Consider the following 21,139-nt stretch of genomic DNA (forward strand, 5'->3'; position numbering starts at 1 on the left):
GCGGACGTCCCCGTTCAGCTCCTGTACGGCGTCGCGGAACAGATAAGTTCTCAAGGGCTTAGGGTAGGCGAGCAGGAGGGCGGCATCAAGCGAGATTTTTCCCTCCCCCCCGCGTTCCAAGAGAGTCGGCAGGATCCGCCGCGATTCCGCCGCGAGATACTGGTCGGATTCGCGGATTGCCGCGGCGGCGCGCAGGATCGCCTCTCGCGCCGACGGATTCATCCGCTCCCGGATGCGGGGAAGGATCTCGAGGCGGAGGTAGTTCCGCGCGGGGGCGCGGCTCCCGTTGCTCGAATCGACGCGATGGGGGAGCCGATGGCGGCTCATGTACTCGAGCACCTGATCGCGCGTCACGTCGAGGAGCGGCCGGACGAGGCGGATTCCTCGCACGCGTCCTCGCGGCGGCATCCCTCCAAGCCCCCTGAGCCCTGCGCCGCGCAGAAGTCGAAGCAGAACGGTCTCCGCCTGATCGTCCGCGGTGTGCGCGGTGGCGACTCGGTCGGCGCCCGCGCTTTGGGCCAGCTCGCGGAGCGCGTCGTACCGCGCGAGTCGCGCCGACTCCTCGGAGGAGGAGCGGAGGAGCGGCCCGACATCGGCCGCCACGAACGCGAGGCCCCAACCCGCGGCCAGGTCGCGGACAAATGCGGCGTCGCCGTCGGACTCGGCGCCCCGAAGCCCGTGGTTCACGTGCGCCGCGACGACCGAGGACGGGCGCGACGTGCGCGCGCGAAGCGCCGCGAGAAAATGGAGGAGCGCGACCGAGTCGGGCCCCCCGGAAACGGCCACCAGGAGAGGCCCCTCATCGGGCAGGAGGCGGTGGGCTTGAAGCGATCGCTCGGCGAAGTATTCGAGCCGGGCGTCGCGCGGGTTCGGTTTCATGGGGAGAGTATAGCCCCGGGGAATCCGGGCGGGCGGGGCCCGGCCGCCGGGAGGTGTAAGTTGGTGGCGGCGCAGGGATTCGAACCCCGGACCAAGAGATTATGATTCTCCTGCTCTACCGCTGAGCTACACCGCCGCCGAGCAGGGGACTGTACGAGCCGTGGCTTCGCGCTGTCAAGACAGGGTCCCGGTTGACACCCGCACGAAGCTCCTCGTAAACTACCAAGCTACCACGTCCCAAGTGCCGGCTGGCCGGCGCGTCCCGGCCGGTTTTCCTTAAGGAGCATCCCGAACCTATGATCCGCAAGCTCGCCGGAGGGCTTTTCGTCCTCCTGCTCACGGCCACCGCTACACCCGCCGCCGCGTCCGATTTGACCGGCTCCGGCGGCGTGGGCGTCCGCGGGGGCACGCTCTTCTTCACGCAGGACAAGACGATCTCCGCCAACTCGCAGCCCCGAATCTCCGGCGACCTGGTCCTGAGCTACGCCTGGACCGATCATATGACCGCCGATATCACGGTCGGCTATGGGTGGAACCGCCTCGACACGCACGACCCGCATTACTACGTGGCGACGGTCGTGCCGCTCTTCCCGATCGGGTTGCGCTACAGGCTCTGGGACGGAAGGACGCTGCGTCCCTACCTCGGCGGGGGCGGCGGGTTGTACAATTGGTCGATCCTCACGCAGGACCTCGGAGCGGCCAAGGATCCGGTGACGTTCGAGCGGTTGCGCCGGGTTGACGCCGGGGTCTACGGGATCGTGGGCGCGGAGCGGCAGTTGTCAAAACACATCACGGCCGTCTTGGACGGGAATTACACGCACATCTTCGCGAACGACCAGGATCGCTTCCCCACGGGATACAGCGGCGCCAAGTCCTATTTCCAGTTCCGGCTCGGCGTCTCGTTCTGGTTCTCGCTCAGCGAGCGCATCGACACGGGGCTCCCCGGCTAGACCGATGAAGACCTTTGCGACACCGCGCGACAAGATCTCGGGCCAAGACCCGGGGGGACGCGCGCCGCGCGTCGTGGAGGACCTCGCCCTCACGTTCGACGACGTCCTCTTGGTGCCCGGCTACTCCGAGGTCCACCCGCGCGACGTGGACACCTCCACCCTCCTCACCCGCGACATCACCCTGAACGTTCCGGTCGTGAGCGCCGCGATGGATACGGTGACTGAGAGCGCGCTGGCCATCGCGATCGCGCAGGAGGGGGGCATCGGAATCATTCACAAGAACCTCCCCATCTTGGAGCAGGTCGAAGAGGTCGATCGCGTGAAGAGGTCCGAGAGCGGCATGATCGTGAACCCGATCACGCTGCCGCCGGACGTCCCGATCGCCCGCGCCCTCGAGCTGATGGTGAAATTCAGGATCTCGGGCGTCCCGATCACCGAGGGGAAGCGCCTCGTCGGGATCCTCACCAACCGGGACCTGCGATTCGTGAGCGGCACCGACCTCAAGGTGAAGGACGTGATGACGCACGAGAACCTGATCACGGCCCCGGTCGGGACCACGCTCGAGGAAGCGGAGCGGATCCTCCACAAGCACCGCATCGAGAAGCTGCCGGTGGTGGACCAGGGGATGAACCTCCGGGGCCTCATCACCGTGAAGGACATCCAGAAGCGAATCCGTTACCCGCGCGCCTGCAAGGATCACCTCGGACGCCTGCGCGTCGGGGCCGCGATCGGCGTCGCCCAGGACAACCTGGACCGCGCGGATCAGCTGGTGCGGGCCGGCGTCGACGTGGTGGTCGTCGACAGCGCGCACGGCCACTCGAAGGCCGTCATCGAGACGACGCGCGCCCTGAAGCGCAAGCATCCGAACCTGCCGGTCATCGTCGGGAATGTCGCGACGGCGGAGGGGACGCGCGATCTCATCGAGGCGGGCGCCGACTGCGTCAAGGTGGGGATGGGGCCGGGATCGGCGTGCACGACTCGCGTGGTGGCCGGCGTCGGGGTGCCGCAGATCTCCGCGGTGCTCGAATGCGCGGAGGCCGCCGCGCGCGAGGGCATCCCGATCATCGCGGACGGCGGCATCAAGTACTCGGGCGACCTCGTCAAGGCGCTCGCCGCAGGTGCCCACTCGGTCATGCTCGGAAATCTCCTCGCGGGCACGGAAGAGAGCCCGGGCGAGACGATTCTCTACGAGGGGCGCACGTACAAGGTCTACCGCGGGATGGGCTCGCTCAGCGCCATGTCCGGCGGCCGCGGCGACCGTTATTTCCAGGAGGGCGTCAAGGATCTGAAGAAGCTCGTGGCCGAGGGCATCGAGGCCCGCGTGCCTTACAAGGGCGAAATCTCGAACGTGATCTACCAGCTGATGGGTGGGCTGCGCGCCGGGATGGGCTACTGCGGCGTCGCGACCATCGAGGAACTCCGCACCAAGAGCCGCTTTGTCCGCATCACGCAGGCCGGGCTCCGCGAGAGCCATCCGCACGATCTGACCATCACGAAGGAAGCTCCGAACTACGAAATACGATAGCCGGCCGTACGGCGCCGGCTATCGGTGTGCAGGGGGGGTGCCTGCCCTCCGGTGATGCGTCGGGTCGGGGGCCGAAGGGCAGGCGGGGGGACGATGTCGCTTCCGCTATGGGTTCCCCGCGGGAAGCGAAAACTGAAAGTCGGGCGACAGGAGCCTGATTTCGCGCGTCAGCCCCCGGATGTTCTCGAGATGCTTCCGCTCGCCCGTGCGTTTCCAATCCGAATAGGCGTCGAGGAGCTGGTCCTGCATGGCCCGCAGCGTCACCTCGCGGGCGTCGTCATCGACGCTTCGCTCGAGGCGCAGCACGTGCGCTTTCTTGAACCGCGACGTCAGGCTCCAGTACTCCCCGCGCATGTGTGACAACATCTTGTGGTACCGCTCGACCGCCATCGTCAGCTTTTCGAGGAGCCCGCCCATCGCCGCGGTCGGATTCTCGAGGAGCTCGCCGTACGTATAGGAGAAGTGGTACCAGTTCGGGCTCCGGCCCACGTCGGCCTCTTCGCCCGTGATGATCCCTTCGCGGCGGTTCGGGACGTACGGGCCGTTGTGCTCGAAGTGCCCGACCGAGACCAGGAGAAGGTCTTCCGGCGTCCGGTAGATCTTGTACCGGAGCGCGCCGCGGTGGGCGCTGGCAAGACGCCGCCACGCCGCCACGTCGTAACGCGAGAGGAGCCTGGAACGCTCCGGCGGCAGCGGCACGTGCGCTTCGATCTGGTCCTTCAGGGCGGCGAGATACGAGTCGACGTCTTCTTGTGGAAGCGGATCCCCGTTCTTCGGGGTCCCGCTCGTCTTCGTCAATAGGAGACAGTTGATCGCGACGTACGCGGTCGGCCGTACCTTCCTAGGATTCGCCTTGCTCGCGAGGTACTTGCGGGCTGCCGTCATGGCTCCTCACCTCTCCGTCGATCCTGCGTTCCGATCCAGTTTGTTTCTGACCAAGTCGCACCATCCGGCGGCACAACGATGCAGCCTTCATGCCGCCTCGCCCGCACGACCCCGGCCACACCTAATCCGTAAGCACGCCAATGACTTGGGAAAAGCGGTCGGGTTTCATCCGCTCGCGCGAGGGCTGAATTAGCTCAGGAACTGGCTTATTTGAGCCGAAACAGCGGGTTGTAGCACCCACGGCCCCACCGGATCGGCAGTTGCGGGATGCGAGTCGATTTGCAAGGTGCCCGATAAGTGGAGGGTGGGGACGGTCCGGCCGGGCGAAACGGAGCCACCAAAGGGGCAGTTAAGTGCTTGGACCCCAGTGGATTGACTACGGCCCGCACGGGTCGTTCATGGCACGCTACTTGCGTTGCGTCACAACGCTTTACAGGGCTTCGAGGGTCCATGGAGGGCATCGGCGATGCGGAGCGAAGCACCCATCCACGAGAGGACGCGCGGCGTCCTCGCCTACTGCGTGGGCGGTGTCTGGTTCGGCGCGCGCGTCGAGGAAGTGGCTGGTCTGATGCAGCCGGAACGTCCCGCTCCGCTGCCGCACCAGCGCGAGCCGCTCTCGGGCGTCATCGCTTTCCGCGGAACGATGGTCCCGACGTTCGAGATCGGGTCATTCCTGGGCATCGAACCGATGCGCCCGAGCGGTCAGGGCTACGCGGTCGTCCTCGCGCGCGGCAACGACCGCTTCGGCGTCATGGTCCCGGAGATGCCGCGCCTCCTGCCGGCCCGCGAGATTCGCGAGGCCGAGCTCTCGACCGTCGATTCGGAGCTCGCCGAGATGATCGAGTCGGTATTCGAGTCGGGCGACCTCCGAATTCACTGCCTCAACTATTGGTCGATCATCAATTCCATCATGCCGCGGGCGGGCACGACGCCGACCGCGGTGACCGGCGGTTGAGGAGAGCCTGAGATGGCACAAAGCCAGCGCGACACGAGCCCAGGCCCCAACCCCGTGAGCAGGCCGGTCGAGAGCTCGCCTCCGTGGGGGGCTCTTGTCGTGGCGGTCGGATCGGCACTGGCGGCCGGCGTCACCGGACACTTGGTGCCGGGTAGCCCAGGGTTGGTCGCGGCCGGGGTCTTGGCCGTCCTGGCGGGCGCGGTGACGCTCCTCTTCGTGAAGGGTCCGGGCGCCCACGCGACCTCGCAACCGCAGAGCGGCGGCGAGGCCGAGGCCGACAAGAAATCACGCGGAGCGGCGCTCCTCGAGCTCGAGTCGATCCGCCGCCAGATCGATCTTGCGACCACGACGCTCCAGGGGGGAAGGGATCCCCTGACGGTCGTCTCCGAGCTGGGCATGGGACCGCTCAACGGTCTCCTCCAAGCGGTGCGCGACGTGGGCCCGACCGGTCCGGTGGTCAGCCGCATCGCGATCGACGAGGCGGAGCTGGTCGGAACGGACGGCGAGTCGCTTCCCGAGCCCTGGCCCGCCGACGCGGACGCGCCCCCCGCCTTCGACCCGCGGATGCGCGCCGACGCCCTGCGCGGAGTCGACGCGATGATCTCGGGTCTGGAGAGGCTCTCGCAAGATCTCGCGAAGCCGGTCGAGGTAGTGCCGACCGCGGCGGGAACGGGGAAGGCCGGGCGCACCCCGGCCCAGCTCGTCGACGACGTGGTCCACACCGCCGCCGACGGGATCGAGGACCTCGCCGCGGGTCTCATGCGGGCCAACGAGCTCGCGTCCGTGGCCGAGCGGGTGACGAACCGCGCGACGCTGCTCGGGGAGCGAGGCGTTCGCGGCCATCGCGGAGGAGACGCGCCGTCTCGCCGAGTTCGCGCGCGAGGCGACCGATACGATCTCCCGCCTCGCGAACGAGATCGAATACAAGGTCGGCGAGACGATCACCGCGATCCATGCCACGAGCGAGGACGCGAAGGTGGCGGTCGCCGCGATCTCCGGCTCCACGCCGCTCGCGGCCCTGGCCTCGCCCGAGCACCTTGAATCCGTCGCGACGCTGCTCACCCGGGCCCGCGAGGTCCGGAAGACGCTGGCCGCGACCATACCGGCGCGCCGCGCCGGGAAGCCGCGCTCGGGTTCCGGAAACCCGGACGACACCGAAACGCCGCCCGCGGAGACGCCTGCCGAGCACGCGCCGCTGCTCGACAACCTGAAGCCGGCCCCCGGGCAACCGGGCTGACCCCGACCGATCCGGGAGGAATCCGGGCGAATGCGAACCGCCGCTTCCGAGCACATGAATCACGCCCAGATCATGTCGCGGCTCAGCGCCACGTTCAGCGCGCTGATCCGGGAGCAGATCGAGGTCGTGCGCCGGTTTCTCGACAGCGAGCAGATCGATCTCGAATCGAACGAGATGGGGCCGATCGTCGACCTCACCGTGCGGCTGGTCGAACGGAGCGCGGAGTGGCTCGAGCTGACCGAGGTCGCGAGCCTGGCGCTCGAGCTGCGCGAGACCATCGCCCAGCTCGACCAGCTCCGCCCGACGCAGCGACAGGAGATGGTGGCGCACTGCCGTGTCGCGCTCGAGGCAGAGGAGCGGCTGGCGGAGAAGCTCCGCACGGACGGTTTCGGCGGTCTCCTGGCGCACGCGAGCATGGTCGGGGACGCGATCGACACCCTCCGCACGGGGATGAACCGCGCGAAGTCCCAGGACATGGCCGCGTCCCGCGGCGTGATGGACGACGCCACGCCGGACGTCGGGCCGCACGAGAATCTCCTCGGCCTCACCTTCGAGATCAAGAGCGCGCTGGTCCACCAGAACGAGCGGATCGGCTCCATGAACGAAACCCTCGACGGCACGGTGCGCTCGCTCCAGTCGGCGCTCTCCGACTGGGACATGTACGTGAAGGCGACCGAGCGGCGGCGCATGGCGGGAGGCTCCATGCGCGTCGGCGACGAGAATGAGGGACGGGCCCTCGCCGTGCACCAGCAGCTCCAGGACACCGCCGCCGGCCTCCGATCGCTGTCGCACGAGATGAGCCATCTCCTCGGGCTTCAGTATTCGCTCGAGCGGCGGGCGCGCGATCTGGATGAGCACCTGCTCTGGGAATTCCTCGACCCGCTCGACCGATTCGTGGACGACATGTACGCGGTGGTCTCGCGGCGCGCGGTCGGGACTCGTTCTCCGATCCTGACGGTCCAGACCGGCGGTGTCGGGTTCGAGCCCGAAATCGGGTCGATCCTCCTCCCGCTCATCCTGCGCCTCCTCGGGTCGGCGGAATTCACGCAACCGGGGGATGAGCCCGCCGAGATTCGCGTCGCCGCGGCGCGCGAGGGGCTCGAGGCGCGGATCGCGATCGAGGGATTTCTGAAGTTCGAGCCGGAAGGGGTCGCGATGCTGGAGTCGGCCCTCGAAGGGCTCGGTGGATTCGTTTGCATCCAGGGCGGCGGCGCCGAAGCGGCGTCGCTCCGGATTCAGTTTCCGATGGCGCGCTCGCTTCGGAGCTTCCTCATCGTGGAGGCGGCGGGACAGCGGATCGCGCTCCCGTGGAGCGCGGTGGAGCGCATCTGCGCCACCGAGGACGAGCTTCAGTGGAGCACCACGGGGGTTCGCGGTCCCGTCCATCCTCTGGGGGCGCTCTTCTCGAAGGCCGGGTCGGCGGATTCGGACACTGGTGATGAGTCCGCGACCGGCGCGGCGGGCGACGAAGACGCCGGCGGCCGCGCGCGGAGCGGACGGCCGCTCGCGATCTTGCGGTGCGGCGGCGGATCGGTGGTGGTCGGGTTCGACAGGATCGTCTGGCGCGAGAACGCGCGCCTCACGGCGCTGCCGCCCCGACTCTGCCCGGTGGAGGAGGTGCTCGGCGGCATCGTCTCTCCCGATTCGAGCGTCATCCTCGTTCTGAACCCAGGAGCCCTGGTCAAGAAGCTGAAGCCCACGGAGCCGCCGGCGGAGGGCTTGGTCCAGTGAAGGCCCTCAAGATCGGCCGCGTCGGCTCGCGCGATCGTTTCCGCTTCACCCTCGAAGGGGTGATCGACGCGAACGGCGCACGCTCCCTCGACCGGCTCCTCTTCGAGTGCCAGGCGCGCGGTGCGCGCTCGGTGCATCTCGACTTCACGCGCGTCACGTCGATCAGCACGCTGGGAAGCGCCGTGCTCGCGCGCCAGGGACGGGTCTACGAGGAGACCGAGCGAAAAATCCACGTGACGGGGCTCGGCACCGAGATCCGCGCCGCGCTGGGAGAGGTGGAGGCGATCGTCTACGAGGCGAACCATCCGGAACCGCCGGCGCCATCGTCGGTGGCCCCGACCCCATCGCCCGAGCCGCCGACCGCATCGCCCGAGCCGCAGCCCCCACCGCCCGCGCCGGTGGAGCCCTTCATTCCGGCGCCCACGTCCGGCTCGAGCCTGATTCCGCCGCCGGCGCCCGCGGGCCCGATCCCCGCCAACCTCGCGTCCCTGCAGTCGAAGCTCAAGCTCAAGATCGTCGCGTTCCGAAACCTCTTCGAGATCACGCGCGCCTTGAACCTGGCCCTCGACCTGGACGAGGCACTGAATCTCTTCAGCTTGAGCGTCATGGGGCAATTCGGAGTGGACCGGCTCGCAATCTTCCTCTCCGATCCTCGGCGCGAGGGCATCCTCCTTCCCAAGCAGGTGCGCGGCTTCGCCCACGGGCATTTTCAGGAGTTCGCGATCCCGCCCTCGCCGTTCCGGAGCATCCCGGCGGAACAGGCCTTCTTCAACCTCTCGGAGATCAAGGACGCCGAGGGTGCCGGGGAAACCCTGGAAGCTCTCCGCGAATCGGGCTTCGAGTGGGGCGTGGCCCTCTGGGTGCGGCGGGAGCTCGAGGGGGTCCTGCTCCTGGGCGGTCGCGGAGGCCGGCGCGGATTTCAGGAAGACGATCGCGACCTTCTCACGACGCTCGCGAACCAGGGCGCGGTCGCGATCTCGAACGCGCGCTACTACCGCGCCCAGGAGGATCGGAACCTCGGCCTCGTGCGCGGCATGATGTCCTTGATCGAGAGCCGCGACACCTACGCCAAGGGCAACACCGAGCGCGTCGTCCGGTACGTGACGGCGACCGCGAAGCTCCTCAACTACCCCAAGGAATCGCTCAAGTCGCTCATCTATGGCGCCGTCCTTCGCGACATCGGGATGATCACGGTCAGCCACGTGATCGTGAAGAATCCGGCGCACCTCTCCGACGAGGAGTGGGCGCTCATCAAGCAGCACCCGACGCGCGGAGCGCAGATCCTCGAGGAAATGAACCTCCCCAAGGAGGTCGTCGAGGTCGTCCGGAATCATCACGAGCGATGGGGAGGCGAGGGATACCCGCAGGGGATCAAAGGGTCCCAGATCCCGCTGGGCGCCCGCGTCGTCTCGCTCGTCGACGGTTACGTGGCGATGACGGCCGAGCGTCCGTATCGCCGGGCTCTGCCCGCCGAGAAGGCGCGCCAGGTCATCGCCGAGAACTGGGGCACTCCCTTCGATCCGACGATCGTGGACGTTTTCCTCCAGGTACTCGACAGGCTCGAAAGGCGGTCGCGGCAGCGTCCGGTTAGCCCGGTGCCCTCCGATCCCGAGCTTCCAAACGCCCCGGCGGCGCTCGACCCGCTGAGCTCGGGCGCCACCATCCCCATGGAGGGCCGCACGTGAGCATCGAGAGCGTCGGACCGGCCGTCGAAACGGGCGCGGCCAAGGCGAAGCGGTCCATCCTGGTCATCGACGACGACCGCCGGGTGCTGGAGCTCCTCCAGATCTCCCTGACCCAGAACGGATTTCGGGTCGCGATCGCATCCTCCGGCGAGGAGGGGCTCGAGGTCGTACGGAAGGACACGCCCGACCTGGTCATTCTCGATCTTCGCCTGCCGCGAAAGACCGGATTCGAGGTGTGCGCCGCTCTGAAGAGCAGCAAGGACACAGCGCACATCCCGATCATCATGGTATCCGCCAGTGCCGAGGTCGATTCGCGGCTTCAGGGCCTGATGCACGGGGCGGACGACTACATGACGAAGCCCTTCTCACCTAAGGAGCTTCTCATCAAGGTGCGGCGGATCTTCGAGCGTCTGGATCGGGCCGAGCACCTGACATCGAAGAACAAGGAGCTGGAGAGCGAGGTCGCCCGGAACAAGGAAGACCTCGTGATCCGGAACAAGGAGCTTCGGTTCCAGGTCTACAGCCTCGAGACGCTGATGGGCCTCACGCATCAGCTCAACGCCTCGCTCGAGATGGACGACCTCCTCAACACGCTGATCCTGAGCGTGGTCGGCCAGCTGCGGGTGAATTCCGCCTGCCTCTTCCTCACGGATCAGCGCGAGCATCCGACACGGCTCGAGGCTTCCACGTTCAAGGGGATCAAGGAGGAGCAGGCCAGGTCGATCGCGTTCGCCTACGGCGGCGATTTCGTGGGCGCCCTCCTGCCCACCTCCGGGGACGAGGGCCGTCCGGTTCGGCTCGCCGAGCTCGAGGACGATCCCGCGCTCGAGGCCGAGGTGGGATCGCTTTTCGCGGCGGGGTTTACGGTCGTCTCGCCGGTTCTCATGAAGCGCCGCCTGACCGCCATTCTCGCCGTGGGAGAGAAGGTGAGCGGGCAGGAGTTCCAGTCCGCGGACCTCGAGATGCTGAAATCGCTCTCCGATTCCGCCGGGATCGCCATCGAGAACGCGAGGCTCTTCAAGGACCTTCAGGAGGCGTACGTCTCGACGGTGCGGCTCCTCGTCTCCCGGATCGAGGAGAAGGATCCCTACACGCACGGCCACACCGAGCGCGTGGCCGAATACGCGGTGGCGATCGCCAGCGAGCTCGGTTTCACCGTCGAGGAGGTGCAGCGGATCCAGTTCGGCGCCTTCCTGCACGACATCGGAAAGGTCCACACGCAGAGCGACATCCTCCAGAAGCCCGGCGCCCTGACCGAGGAGGAGTGGATGCTGGTGAAGGCCCACCCCGTCCGCGGGGCGGAGATGATCCGAGGGGTCAAGTTCCTGGAACGCGTGACCGACATGGTCCGCCACCATCACGAGCGCGTCGACGGCAAGGGATATCCGGACGGATTGAAGGGCGACGAGATCTCGATCGGCGCGAAGATCGTGAACGTCGCGGACGCCTTCGACGCCATGACCACGGATCGACCCTACCGGGCCGGATTCACGGTCGAGAAAGCGGTCGAGCAGATGGAGGAGAAGGCCGGCAGCCAGTTCGCCGCCGAGATCGTCCAGGTATTCGTGGCGGCGCTCAGGGGCGGAAGGATTCAGGTCACGAAGAGCGCCAAGGGCGCGCCGGGCGGCGCCGGAGCCTCGACCGGGAGTCTCGCTACCCCCTGATCCTCTGACCTATTCCCGGACCGCGAATCTCCGCACCGCCGCTACGCGGCGCCGCGGTCCCGGAACACGAGAAGCTGGCAGGAGACCGGGCCCATCTCCACGTCGCCCGCAGCCCGGTCCATGTTCGCGGTGACCTGGATCTGGCCCACCAGAAAGATCGGCAGCCCCAACTTCAGAGAGCCGTCACGCGGGGACAACCGCGACTTCACCTTTCCCGCCAGGATGTTCAGGATCTCGCTCATCGCGTCCACGACGTCCTTCTCCGAGATCCCGTCCTTCTCGCGGATCCCCAGGAACGCCCGCGTCAATGTCCTGCAGCCCTGCATGCTCGCCGAGAGGCCCAGATGCATAGAGTTCGACTCGCTGAGGACCGAGATGTAGGCGCCCGGGTTCGTCGCCGATCTCATCGACCCCAGCTCGGTCGGCGCCGCCCCGTCAAAGCGGAGGGAGCCGGCAGCGAATTCCCGCGCCACCTCGATAAAGGTATCCAGCCACTCCTGAGCTTCGATCGCAGCTGCCTTCATGGCGTAGCGCTCCTCCGATTAGGGTTCACGCGATAGCAGATCGCCTTGCCCGTCCGCACCGATTCGAACGAGCGGTCCGTGATGAGGCTCGTCTCGCCGCCGCCCAGGAACAAATAGCCGTCGGCGCGAAGCGTCCGGACGACGTTTGCGAGGATCGATTTCCTCGTCTCGGTATTGAAGTAGAGAAGCACGTTTCGCATGAAGATGAAGTCCATCTGGGGAAGGCCAGGCCAGGGAGCCGCCAGATTGACGTGCTGGAACTCCACCATCTGGCGCAGGCGCGGGTGGATCTTCCACTCGGTTCCGGTCCCTTCGAAATACTTGAGCATCAGCCGCGCGGGGAGCCCGCGATTGACCTCGATCTGGTTGAAGACGCCCGCCTGCGCCCGAGCGAGCATCGTCTTGGAAACGTCGCTCGCGATCAGGCGGATCCTCCACCCGGCGAGCTGCGGGAAGTGCTCGAGCAGGAGCATCGCGACGCTGTAGGCCTCCTGGCCGCTCGCGGCCGCGGCGCACCAGATGTGAAGCAATCGGGTCGCCTCCCGCTTCGCGATGATCTCCGGCAGGAGGACATCGCGCAGCGCCTCGAACGGATAGAGGTCGCGGAAGAACGATGTCTCGCCGTTCAACATCGCCTCCGTGACCTTGCCGTGCAGTGATCCCGAAGCCTCCTCGGTCTGAAGTCCCTCGAGGAGCGCCGAGACCGATCGAAAGCCCTCGCCCAGCGCGAGCCCATGGAGGCGCGCCTCAACCACGTACTCCTTGCCCGCCTCGAGGACCGTCCCGGTGCGGCGCAGGAGAAGCCCCTGCACGTACGCGAAGCCCTGCGGGGTGACGCCGCCGCCGGGCGGAGAAGGTCGCGTGAGGGCCATCGCGGCTACCCGACCGGCGCCTTGCGCCGTGTCCCTATGGACGCGTGACGGACGATCTCGCCCGCGATCTCGTCGAGGGGCGCGATCTTGTCCGCGAGACCCGAGCGGGCCACGATGCCCGGCATGCCCCAGACGACGCTCGATGCCTCGTCCTGCACGAGAACGGCGCCGCCCAAGTCGCGGATCCGCTCGCATCCCTGGTACCCGTCGTGTCCCATCCCCGTGAGGACCACTCCGAGCGCCGCCGGGCCATAGATCTCGGCGACCGATCGGAAGAGCGGATCGACCGCGGGGCGAACCGAGTGCACCGGCGGGTCGCTGGTGAGCCGGATCCGGATCTCGGTGCGGTCGCGCTCGAGGATCATGTGGTGGTTGCCCGGCGCGATCCAGATCTGGCCCGCGCCCAGCGCGGCGCCCTCGACCCCCTCCGCGCACCGGAGCGAGGTCCGCGTGCCGAGACGCTCCGCGAGGTGCCGGGTAAAGAGGGGTGGCATGTGCTGGACGATCACGATCGGCAGCGGGAAGTCGCTCGGGAGCGCTTCGAAGAGGGTCGCGAGCGCCTTGGGGCCGCCGGTCGACGCGCCGATCGCGACGATTTCCGCGCGGACCGGAGCGATTGCCGTCCGCCGCGCCGCGGGGCGCGGCGTCGCCCGCATGTCCGGGGCGCGGCGTTCCCCGGCCGTTTCCGTCGCGGCGCCCCCCGCATCCTCGGGTCGCGGGCATAGCGCCTTGATCTTGGGAAGGAGCTGCGTCCGGATCAGCTGGGTCGCTGCGGTCGCGTTGTCGGCTTGGCCCTTGGCGACGTAGTCGTCGGCGCCGAGCCAGAGGGCGTCGAGGGTCAATTTCGCCCCGTGGCGCGTGTGCGAGCTGAAGATGATGACTCGGATCGACGGGTATCCCTTTCGAACCTCGATCAGGGTCTCCAGTCCGTCCATCTCCGGCATCTCGTAATCGAGGACCAGGAGGTCCGGATGGACCACGGGGATCTTCTCGAGCGCCTCGCGGCCGTTCGCGGCGACGCCGACCACTTGGATCTCCGGGTCCGAGAGGGCGTCCACCACCAGCCGGCGGACCATCGACACGTCATCGACGACCAGGACACGAATTCTTCGCATGGGTTCCCTTGCGGGCGCTTGAGCCGCGCGCCTCCGGCGGTTCGGGAGTTACAGGGTCCGGGTACTCGGATCCAGTCCGAGGAGGATCAGCTTCTCCAACAGCGCTTCCCGGTCGAACGGCTTCATCAAATATTCGCTCGCGCCGGCCTCCAGCGCCGTCGCGACCCGCGACATCTCGCTCTCGGTCGTCACCATCATGACGCGCACTTCCTTGTACGCGGGCTCGGCGCGGATCAGGCTCAGCACCTCGAGGCCGTCCATCTCCGGCATGTTCCAATCCAGCAGGACCAGATGGATGTTCTTGACCTCGTGGAGCCGGGACATGGCCTGCTGTCCGTTCTCCGCTTCGTAGACTTCGAATCCCAGCTCCTTGAGCTGCTTTTGGATGATGGTCCGCATGGACCGGGAATCATCGACGACCAGGGCTCTCATGGCTTCACTCCTCCTTCGTGCTTGAGCTCGCGCCGCGCGCCGGCGCGTCTAGCTTGCGGCATCCATGTACTTCACCGTCCCTCGCCGCACCGCGGCGGGCGGGTCGACCCGTAGGACGCGCGGCGGTCCGTGCGTCTCTTCCGAATCTCCATCCGTGTAGCGGAAGCGGAGCGTCAGCTCCCGGAGCTCCGTCGCGAGTCTGGCCAGCTCCTCGGCGGCCTTCTGCGTGTTCTCGGAGCCTCCCGCGGTGTCCTTCGCGATCTCGGCGACCTTCACGATGCCGGCGGAGATCTCGTTGCTCCCGCGCGCGGCCTCGCTCAAGTTCCGTCCAATCTCACCGGAGGCCGCGAGCTGCTCCTCGATGGCGGTGGCGATCGAGTTGGAGATGTCCCGGATCTGCTGAATCGTGTCGCTGATCTTTCCGATCGCCTGGATCGCCGCCGTCGTATCGGTCTGAATCGCTTCGATCTTGAAGCTGATGTCCTTGGTCGCCGACGCTGTCTCCATCGCCAGCTCCTTGACCTCGTTCGCGACGACCGCGAATCCCTTTCCGGCTCCGCCCGCGCGCGCCGCCTCAATCGCCGCATTCAGCGCGAGCAGGTTGGTCTGCTGCGCGATCGTGTTGATGACTTGGACCACCTTTCCGATCTCGACGCTGCTCGCGCCCAACTTGTTCACCGCGATGTTCGTCGAATTGGCCTCGGTCGCCGCGACCGAAGCGACCTGCGCCGCCTCGCTCGTGTTCTTCGAGATCTCCTGAATGCTCGCGATCATCTCCTCGACGGAGACGGATACGCTCTCGACGTTGCGGCTGATCTGCTCGGAGCCCGAGGAGACGACGCTCGCCTGGCGTGAGGTCTCCTCGGCGCTCGCGATCATCTGGGAGCTCACCGTGGAGAGATCCCCGGAAGCGGTGGCCAGGGTGACCGCGCGCTTGCCGATGTGGGAGAGCACGTCGCGCAGGGAGCGGACCATCTGATTGGTGGAGATAGCGAGCTGGCCGAGCTCGTCGGGCGAGTTGTATTCCACCTGCGAGGTCAGGTCGCCGCCCGCGGTCCGTTCCGCCACGCGCTTGGTCTGCTCGATCGCATAGAGGATCCGCCGCGAGAGCCAGAGCGCGATGCCGATCGTGATCGATACGATCATGATGCCGACAAGAGGGATCAGGGTGGTCCGCTGCTCGGCGAAGGCCGTCGCGGATTCCTCCTCCTGCGCGTTCTGGACGAGGGCGAGATGCACCACCTGGAGCACCGCATTCCGGTGCTGCTCGAACAGTCTCTTGAGCGTCGTATTGGCCAGGACGCGCGCCGCCTCGCGGTCTCCTCGGCGGACGGCCGGAATGAACTCCTCGTCCCGGACGCGGAAGAACTCCTTCGCGGGCTGATAGGAGCGGATGTTCATCGCGTCCCGCAGCGATCCCTCGCGGAGCGTCCTCGCCCAGTAGTCGTGGCGCTCCTCGAAATTGGCGCGGAACTGCTGCGACTGTGTGATCAGCTCCTCGAGCCGGTGCCGGTCGGGCTCGTCGATCATCTGGTGGACGGCGAGGAAGGATTCGACCAGGAATTCCGGCGGGGGAACCACGTCGGCGATCAGATCCTTGCCCTGCGCGATCCGCTTGTACCGCGGCCCGGAGATCTTCAGCTCGTTCAGCGTGAAGTACGAGACCACGCCGAAGAGGACGAATCCCGCCAGGGAAAGCAGCGCGGATCCCAACAACTGACGGCGAATCGTGAGGATGAACACAATCAGCTCCTTCCGAGCGGGAGCGGCGACTCGGCGAACGCGGCCCGCAAGACCGTACCGATAGCCAGGACGAGGAGAACCTCGCCCTGGAGCTTGTATACGCCCAGGAGTAGATCCCGCGCCCGTCCACGGAGCGTCGGGGGAATGACGGCATACGCGGCGGACGTGGTATCGACCACGTCCCCGATGTCGTCGACGAGGAGGCTCGCCGGAGCCGAGCCCGCGCCGCGGATGACGATGTGCGCGGGCGTCCGATCGGGCGGGAACGCCCCCATCTCGAAGCAGCGCCGGAGGTCCACGGCCGGGATAATCCGCCCGCGTAGGTTGATCACGCCTCGCACGGCCGGCGCCGCGAGGGGGACCCTCGTGATCTCCTGAGCGCGAAGCACCTCCTGCACCTCGGCGATTTCGATGCCGAAGAGATGGCTGTCCAGGCGGAAGGTGCAGAAGAGGCGGTCCTCGCTCATGGCCTGGCCCCCCCTTCCGGAGCGGCCGCCGCGAAGCCGGGAACGCCGGCGTGCGCCAGAAGGGCCCGAACATCGAGGAGATCCGTGGCCCTCCCACGGATCACGCTCGAGCCGATGACGCCCGGCCGACCCCGAACCTCGTTCACGGCGACTTCGTCCTCGACCAGCTCCAAAATCTCATCCACAACGAGGCCCACCCGCGCGTTACCGCTCTCGTGCACGACCACCTGGAGCGGTGTCTCCGCGCGCGCCGGGTCGGGCGCACCAGGCTCGAGGAGGCCGAGGAGGGGGAGCAGCGGCATGAGTCCGCCCCGGTACTGCACCACGCCCTGGGCGCCGACGCGCTCGATCGACGAGGGCGCCAGCTCCTCCAACCTCGCGACGCCGGAGAGCGGAATCGCCACGCGCCAATTGTCGCGGATGCGGAAGAGGACGAGCGTCTGGGCGGGGTCGCGGAGAGGCTCGATCGGCGCGCGCGTGGCGGGAGTGTGCGACCCGATCGTGGACGCCGCGACCCCCGAGTGGCGGGCCAGGCCCGGTACGTCGAGGATCAGGGCCACGCGCCCGTCGCCGAGAATCGTCGCGCCCGAAAAGGCGGCGGCCTGCTTGAGCGAGTCGGCGAGGGGCTTCACGACGATTTCCTGTGAGGAGAGGATCTCGTCCACGACCAGGCCGAAGGTGACGCCCTCCGCGCTGAGGATCGCGATATGCAGCGCCGACTTCGTGTCCTCGTCATCGATCGATCCGCCGATCTCGAGCGTGTCGCGCAGGAAGACGAGCGGGAGGAGGATCTCCCGGTAGCGGTAGACCTGCGCGTCATAGACGCTCGCGATGTCCTCGATGTGCGCCCGGACCACCTCGAGAAGATTGACCTGAGGAATCGCGTAGCGCTCGCCTCCCGCCGAGACGAGGAGCGCCGGGATGATCGCGAGCGTCAGCGGAATGCAGATCTTCATCGTGGTTCCGGCGCCGGGCGTCGACTCGACGTCGATCGTGCCGCCGATTCGCTCGACGTTCGTCCTCACGACGTCCATCCCGACACCTCGGCCCGATACGCTCGTCACGCGGTCGGCGGTCGAGAAGCCCGGCGTGAAGATCACGTTCACCCAGTCCCGGTCGGTCATGCTCGGGACGCGATCCGGCGGGACGAGGCCGGCGTGGAGCGCCCGCTCTCGAATCCGCTCCACGTCCAGTCCGCCCCCGTCGTCCGAGACCTCGAGGATCACCTTCCCGCCCTCGTGGAACGCCCGCACGGCGAGGATCCCCTCGACCGGCTTGCCGCGGGCGGCGCGCTCCTCAGGGGCCTCGATGCCATGATCGATGGCGTTTCGTACGAGATGGGTAAGCGGGTCCCGGATCGCTTCGATCACCGTGCGGTCCAGCTCCGTATCGATTCCGTCCATCTCGAGACGCACTTCGCGGCCGCAGGCGGCGGCCAGGTCGCGAACCAAGCGGGGAAGCTTGTTGCAGAGATTCGCGATCGGCTGCATGCGGGTCCTCATGATCCCTTCCTGCAGCTCGGTCGTGATGACGTTCAAGCGCTGGGTCGTCGCGGGGAGCGTCCCGTAGTCCTTCGAGGCGACGTACTGCACCATCTGATTCCGCGCGAGCACCAGCTCGCCGACCAGGTTCATGAGCAGGTCCAGCACGTGGACATCCACGCGAATGTTGCCGTCCCGGATCGTGGAGGGCGTCTCGCCGCGAGCGATCAGCGCTTCCAGGATGTCCTGCGGCTTGAGCGCGCCATGGTCGACGAGGATCTCGCCGATCCGGCGCGGGTCGCCGAGCCGCTGCTGCTGTGCCGCGAGCATCACCGCGTCGGCGTCGAGCCGGCCGCTCTCGACGAACGAGTCGAGCAAGCCGCCTCCGATCGTGCCGGGCGGGGGCGCGGGACCGGCCGGCTGCGCCCGGTTCGGACCGTCCGGAGCCGCGGCGGGCGTCTCGGGTGCCTTCTCGGCGCGCTGCAGCCGTCTCAGATGCGCGATGAGGGCGGAGTAATCGCGCTTCCCCTCGTTTCGCGTTCGCTCGATGCACGTGAGGATCTCGCGCAGCGCGTCGACCAGCGTGAGCAGCACCCCCGCGATCTCGGCATCGACCGCGATGTCGCCGCTCCGGAGCTGGCTCAAGAGGTCCTCGCCGGCATGGGCGACCGACTCGAGCTTGGTGAAGCCGAAGAAGCCGCACGTCCCCTTGATCGTGTGCACGGCGCGAAAGACGCCCGCCACCTTCTTCCGGTCGGACGGATCGCGCTCGAGCGCCACGAGGTCTCCCTCGATCTGGTTCAGGCTCTCGTGGCTCTCCACGATGAATTCGTTGACGATGCTCTCGTCCATGGCTCCCCTAGTGGCCGACCCGCGCGAGCCAGTTTCGGACCAGGTCGCGCGGCGCGCCCTGGGGCGCGAAGGCGAGGTAGGCGCGGATCGCCACCGCCGCCGACGAGGCCCGGCTCGCGGTGGGCTCGCTCTCCCAGGCCCGATAGCGCGACGTGGCCAGCTCGAGTCTGCTCAGGCTTTGCTGCCGCGCTCCGCGTAGAAGAGGGATCGTCCGCTCCCACTCGTCCGCGGCCGCGTCGTAGCGGTCCGCCGAAGGCTGGGCGTCGGCGGCCGCCTTGCTGCGCTGAGCGGCGCGGACCTGCGCCAGGGGAGCGGGCGGGAGCCCCGCGAACGGGTCCCGGGTCCCTGTGGCCTCCCCGCCGCGTCCGCCCGCAGCCGGAGGGTGCGGCTCGACGAAGTCGTCGACGGTCGCATCGGAGTTGTCCGACGTTTGCGGCTCCGGAACGTCCGGCGTCGGCGCGCCCTGCTCGGGCGGAGGGGCTTGGAGTCCCGGGTCCGCGGGGGCGACCCTCTCCGGATTCGGGGAGCGGCTCCCGAGCCCGTGGGCATCGAGCCAGGCGGAGACCGGGTCCGTGCGAGAGGCGACAACGCCGGCCGCGCCCGCGATCGCGGCCAGGATCAGCGCGGCGTACCATGGGATCGACGGGGCCGGCCGGCGGATATTCTGACGCTGGTGCGGCCGCTGTGTGGCTCGGGCCCGCGGAGGCACGGAGGGTGCCTTCCTCTCGCGAGACCGAGGTGGGGGCTCGTCCATCGTTCTGCCGACGGAAAGCGCCGCAAGGGTCTCATCCGCGTCGAGGTCGGATTCGTCCCCTAATGGGAGACCCTCCTCGACGAGCGCCGGCGCCGGCACCGGCTTCGGGACGGCGACGGGCGGATCGGTTGCCGCTTCGGCCGCGTGGGACGCTGTCGGGGTGGCCGCGTCCTTCGCCGCCTCCCGCGCCGCTTCGCGAACGGCGGCCGCCCGACTCGCGGGCGACGAAGACCCCCGCCTCGAGGCGGACGAGGGCAGCAGCCGTTCCACGTCCGCGGCGAAACGGTCGAAGAAGGCGTCGCCCGGCTCATGCACGAGCGCGTGCGAGAGATGCTCCTCCTGCTCCTCGAGCGCGGCGAACTTCAGCGTACACTCCTCGCAGATGCCCATGTGCCGGCGGACCAGCTCCGTCGAGACCTCGTTGAGCTCGCCGTCCATGTACGAAGAGAGCTGCTGTGGCGTGAGGTGGATCATGCCGCGCCGCTTCCCAGGTCTTTGCCGCGTCCCAGCAAGAGGGCGCGCGCCTGCGCCAGCCTCACCATCGCCGCCCCGAGAGACGTGTCGAGGAGGGTCGCGATGTCGGCGTATTTCAGCCGCTGCACGACGCGGAGAGCCAGGGCCATCTGCTCGTCGGGGCGAAGCTCCTCGAATGAGCGGAGGAGCGGATCAGCGCCGCCGCGCTTCTGCGAGCCCGCGCGCTTCCTCCCGAGAGACACCGCGAGATTGCGCGCGATCCGGAGCACCCACGGGAAAAACCGCCGGCTTTCGGGGAGATCCTTGATCCCCCTTCCCGCCCGCGCGAACGTTTCCTGCGCGAGCGCGGTCGCATCATTGGCGTCGCGGGTCATGGCGTAGGCGAGCTGGTAAACCGGTCGCTGGTAGTGGCGGACCAGCTCGAGGAACGAGTCGCGGTCGCCTTTCTGCGCGGCGTCGACGAGCTCCCGCTCGAGCTGCAGCTCCATCCAGTCAATCGGAGACGATTGCGGGCTCATGCGCCTGACCCCAAGTGAACGCGACGACGCCCACCGCTTGGCCCGGCCGGGCTTCGTTCCGGCAACGCCAGCGGGAGCGTCACATGGACCAACATGGGACGGGACATCGTCTTGGGTATCGGCCCGTTCGGGCCGGATCTTATCTTCTGAGTGCGATCGGCTCCCGACCTCGAGCACCCCCGGGGATGGAGACGGGAGGGGAGGGCTGCCGCGGGCCGTCACCCAAGCCAACCGCGGTTGCCGCCGCGTCAACGGAGGTCGTCGATTTTCGCGGTGGGTGGGATGACGCGGGCCGCGGCCAACTACCTGGAAGTACCAGTTATTAATCCACTTATATGGAGTTGGTAGAAGATTCCCTGGGCGGCACGTCCGTTGCGATGGTGCATGGCCGTCGGC

Annotated in this window: 19 protein-coding genes and 1 tRNA gene; 8 read left to right on the forward strand and 12 right to left on the reverse strand. The window is 67.8% G+C overall.

Features of this window, described 5'->3' with window-relative positions:
- Nucleotides 1-879: tRNA lysidine(34) synthetase TilS (gene tilS / locus E6K79_00745; GenBank protein ID TMQ67088.1), on the reverse strand; the 879-nt coding region annotated here is incomplete at its 3' end.
- A 61-nt stretch (nucleotides 880-940) separates the two neighbouring features.
- Nucleotides 941-1,015 (reverse strand) — tRNA-Met (locus E6K79_00750).
- 160 nt (nucleotides 1,016-1,175) lie between these two features.
- Between E6K79_00750 and E6K79_00755 the strand changes: the two genes are divergently transcribed.
- Complete coding sequence (locus E6K79_00755; protein ID TMQ67089.1) at nucleotides 1,176-1,829, forward strand: hypothetical protein; 654 nt, start codon at nucleotides 1,176-1,178, stop codon at nucleotides 1,827-1,829.
- Nucleotides 1,830-1,833: 4 nt separating this feature from the next.
- On the forward strand, nucleotides 1,834-3,354 hold the full coding sequence (guaB, locus tag E6K79_00760; protein TMQ67090.1) for an IMP dehydrogenase: 1,521 nt from the start codon (nucleotides 1,834-1,836) through the stop codon (nucleotides 3,352-3,354).
- 105 nt (nucleotides 3,355-3,459) lie between these two features.
- Here the strand turns inward: guaB and E6K79_00765 are convergent, their stop codons facing one another.
- Nucleotides 3,460-4,239: a hypothetical protein gene (locus tag E6K79_00765; GenBank protein TMQ67091.1), complete on the reverse strand. Its 780-nt coding sequence runs from the start codon at nucleotides 4,237-4,239 to the stop codon at nucleotides 3,460-3,462.
- Nucleotides 4,240-4,705: 466 nt separating this feature from the next.
- Between E6K79_00765 and E6K79_00770 the strand changes: the two genes are divergently transcribed.
- The 6 genes from E6K79_00770 to E6K79_00795 are packed head-to-tail and all read left to right on the forward strand — an operon-like array spanning nucleotide 4,706 to nucleotide 11,511.
- Nucleotides 4,706-5,194, forward strand: a complete 489-nt coding sequence (locus E6K79_00770) for a hypothetical protein (protein TMQ67092.1) — start codon at nucleotides 4,706-4,708, stop codon at nucleotides 5,192-5,194.
- Nucleotides 5,195-5,206: 12 nt separating this feature from the next.
- Nucleotides 5,207-6,235: a hypothetical protein gene (locus E6K79_00775; GenBank protein TMQ67093.1), complete on the forward strand. Its 1,029-nt coding sequence runs from the start codon at nucleotides 5,207-5,209 to the stop codon at nucleotides 6,233-6,235.
- Nucleotides 6,171-6,431, forward strand: coding sequence for a hypothetical protein (locus tag E6K79_00780; GenBank protein TMQ67094.1), 261 nt, complete (start codon nucleotides 6,171-6,173; stop codon nucleotides 6,429-6,431). The genes E6K79_00775 and E6K79_00780 overlap by 65 nt, the downstream gene beginning before the upstream one ends.
- Nucleotides 6,432-6,461: 30 nt before the next feature.
- On the forward strand, nucleotides 6,462-8,162 hold the full coding sequence (locus E6K79_00785) for a hypothetical protein (GenBank protein ID TMQ67095.1): 1,701 nt from the start codon (nucleotides 6,462-6,464) through the stop codon (nucleotides 8,160-8,162).
- Nucleotides 8,159-9,847 carry an HD domain-containing protein gene (locus tag E6K79_00790; GenBank protein ID TMQ67096.1) on the forward strand — a complete coding sequence of 563 codons (1,689 nt, stop codon included), beginning with the start codon at nucleotides 8,159-8,161 and terminating at the stop codon, nucleotides 9,845-9,847. The genes E6K79_00785 and E6K79_00790 overlap by 4 nt, the downstream gene beginning before the upstream one ends.
- Nucleotides 9,844-11,511 carry a response regulator gene (locus E6K79_00795; protein ID TMQ67097.1) on the forward strand — a complete coding sequence of 556 codons (1,668 nt, stop codon included), beginning with the start codon at nucleotides 9,844-9,846 and terminating at the stop codon, nucleotides 11,509-11,511. Before E6K79_00790 ends, E6K79_00795 begins: the two co-directional genes overlap by 4 nt.
- 41 nt (nucleotides 11,512-11,552) lie before the next feature.
- Here E6K79_00795 and E6K79_00800 read toward each other — a convergent pair whose 3' ends face one another.
- Genes E6K79_00800 through E6K79_00840 form a run of 9 tightly spaced genes read right to left on the reverse strand, consistent with a single transcriptional unit; the run spans nucleotide 11,553 to nucleotide 20,743 of the window.
- Nucleotides 11,553-12,035, reverse strand: a complete 483-nt coding sequence (locus E6K79_00800) for a chemotaxis protein CheX (protein ID TMQ67098.1) — start codon at nucleotides 12,033-12,035, stop codon at nucleotides 11,553-11,555.
- Nucleotides 12,032-12,907 carry a protein-glutamate O-methyltransferase CheR gene (locus E6K79_00805; protein TMQ67099.1) on the reverse strand — a complete coding sequence of 292 codons (876 nt, stop codon included), beginning with the start codon at nucleotides 12,905-12,907 and terminating at the stop codon, nucleotides 12,032-12,034. The genes E6K79_00800 and E6K79_00805 overlap by 4 nt, the downstream gene beginning before the upstream one ends.
- A gap of 5 nt (nucleotides 12,908-12,912) precedes the next feature.
- Nucleotides 12,913-14,022, reverse strand: a complete 1,110-nt coding sequence (locus tag E6K79_00810; protein TMQ67100.1) for a chemotaxis response regulator protein-glutamate methylesterase — start codon at nucleotides 14,020-14,022, stop codon at nucleotides 12,913-12,915.
- Between the two features lie 48 nt (nucleotides 14,023-14,070).
- On the reverse strand, nucleotides 14,071-14,454 hold the full coding sequence (locus E6K79_00815; protein ID TMQ67101.1) for a response regulator: 384 nt from the start codon (nucleotides 14,452-14,454) through the stop codon (nucleotides 14,071-14,073).
- Between the two features lie 48 nt (nucleotides 14,455-14,502).
- Nucleotides 14,503-16,197, reverse strand: a complete 1,695-nt coding sequence (locus E6K79_00820) for a methyl-accepting chemotaxis protein (GenBank protein ID TMQ67102.1) — start codon at nucleotides 16,195-16,197, stop codon at nucleotides 14,503-14,505.
- Nucleotides 16,198-16,199: 2 nt separating this feature from the next.
- Complete coding sequence (locus E6K79_00825) at nucleotides 16,200-16,664, reverse strand: purine-binding chemotaxis protein CheW (GenBank protein TMQ67103.1); 465 nt, start codon at nucleotides 16,662-16,664, stop codon at nucleotides 16,200-16,202.
- Nucleotides 16,661-18,997 carry a chemotaxis protein CheA gene (locus E6K79_00830; GenBank protein TMQ67104.1) on the reverse strand — a complete coding sequence of 779 codons (2,337 nt, stop codon included), beginning with the start codon at nucleotides 18,995-18,997 and terminating at the stop codon, nucleotides 16,661-16,663. The genes E6K79_00825 and E6K79_00830 overlap by 4 nt, the downstream gene beginning before the upstream one ends.
- Nucleotides 18,998-19,004: 7 nt before the next feature.
- Complete coding sequence (locus tag E6K79_00835) at nucleotides 19,005-20,225, reverse strand: hypothetical protein (GenBank protein TMQ67105.1); 1,221 nt, start codon at nucleotides 20,223-20,225, stop codon at nucleotides 19,005-19,007.
- Nucleotides 20,222-20,743, reverse strand: coding sequence for a hypothetical protein (locus E6K79_00840; protein ID TMQ67106.1), 522 nt, complete (start codon nucleotides 20,741-20,743; stop codon nucleotides 20,222-20,224). The genes E6K79_00835 and E6K79_00840 overlap by 4 nt, the downstream gene beginning before the upstream one ends.
- Nucleotides 20,744-21,139: the final 396 nt, after the last annotated feature.

The organism is Candidatus Eisenbacteria bacterium (assembly GCA_005893305.1).
GTDB lineage: Bacteria > Eisenbacteria > RBG-16-71-46 > SZUA-252 > SZUA-252 > WS-9.

Coding starts and splice junctions, on each gene's coding strand:
- E6K79_00755 (TMQ67089.1), top strand. CDS start 1,176: ATGATCCGCAAGCTCGCCGGAGGGCTTTTCGTCCTCCTGCTCACGGCC.
- guaB (TMQ67090.1), top strand. CDS start 1,834: ATGAAGACCTTTGCGACACCGCGCGACAAGATCTCGGGCCAAGACCCG.
- E6K79_00765 (TMQ67091.1), bottom strand. CDS start 4,239: ATGACGGCAGCCCGCAAGTACCTCGCGAGCAAGGCGAATCCTAGGAAG.
- E6K79_00770 (TMQ67092.1), top strand. CDS start 4,706: ATGCGGAGCGAAGCACCCATCCACGAGAGGACGCGCGGCGTCCTCGCC.
- E6K79_00775 (TMQ67093.1), top strand. CDS start 5,207: ATGGCACAAAGCCAGCGCGACACGAGCCCAGGCCCCAACCCCGTGAGC.
- E6K79_00785 (TMQ67095.1), top strand. CDS start 6,462: ATGCGAACCGCCGCTTCCGAGCACATGAATCACGCCCAGATCATGTCG.
- E6K79_00800 (TMQ67098.1), bottom strand. CDS start 12,035: ATGAAGGCAGCTGCGATCGAAGCTCAGGAGTGGCTGGATACCTTTATC.
- E6K79_00805 (TMQ67099.1), bottom strand. CDS start 12,907: ATGGCCCTCACGCGACCTTCTCCGCCCGGCGGCGGCGTCACCCCGCAG.
- E6K79_00810 (TMQ67100.1), bottom strand. CDS start 14,022: ATGCGAAGAATTCGTGTCCTGGTCGTCGATGACGTGTCGATGGTCCGC.
- E6K79_00815 (TMQ67101.1), bottom strand. CDS start 14,454: ATGAGAGCCCTGGTCGTCGATGATTCCCGGTCCATGCGGACCATCATC.
- E6K79_00825 (TMQ67103.1), bottom strand. CDS start 16,664: ATGAGCGAGGACCGCCTCTTCTGCACCTTCCGCCTGGACAGCCATCTC.
- E6K79_00830 (TMQ67104.1), bottom strand. CDS start 18,997: ATGGACGAGAGCATCGTCAACGAATTCATCGTGGAGAGCCACGAGAGC.
- E6K79_00835 (TMQ67105.1), bottom strand. CDS start 20,225: ATGATCCACCTCACGCCACAGCAGCTCTCTTCGTACATGGACGGCGAG.
- E6K79_00840 (TMQ67106.1), bottom strand. CDS start 20,743: ATGAGCCCGCAATCGTCTCCGATTGACTGGATGGAGCTGCAGCTCGAG.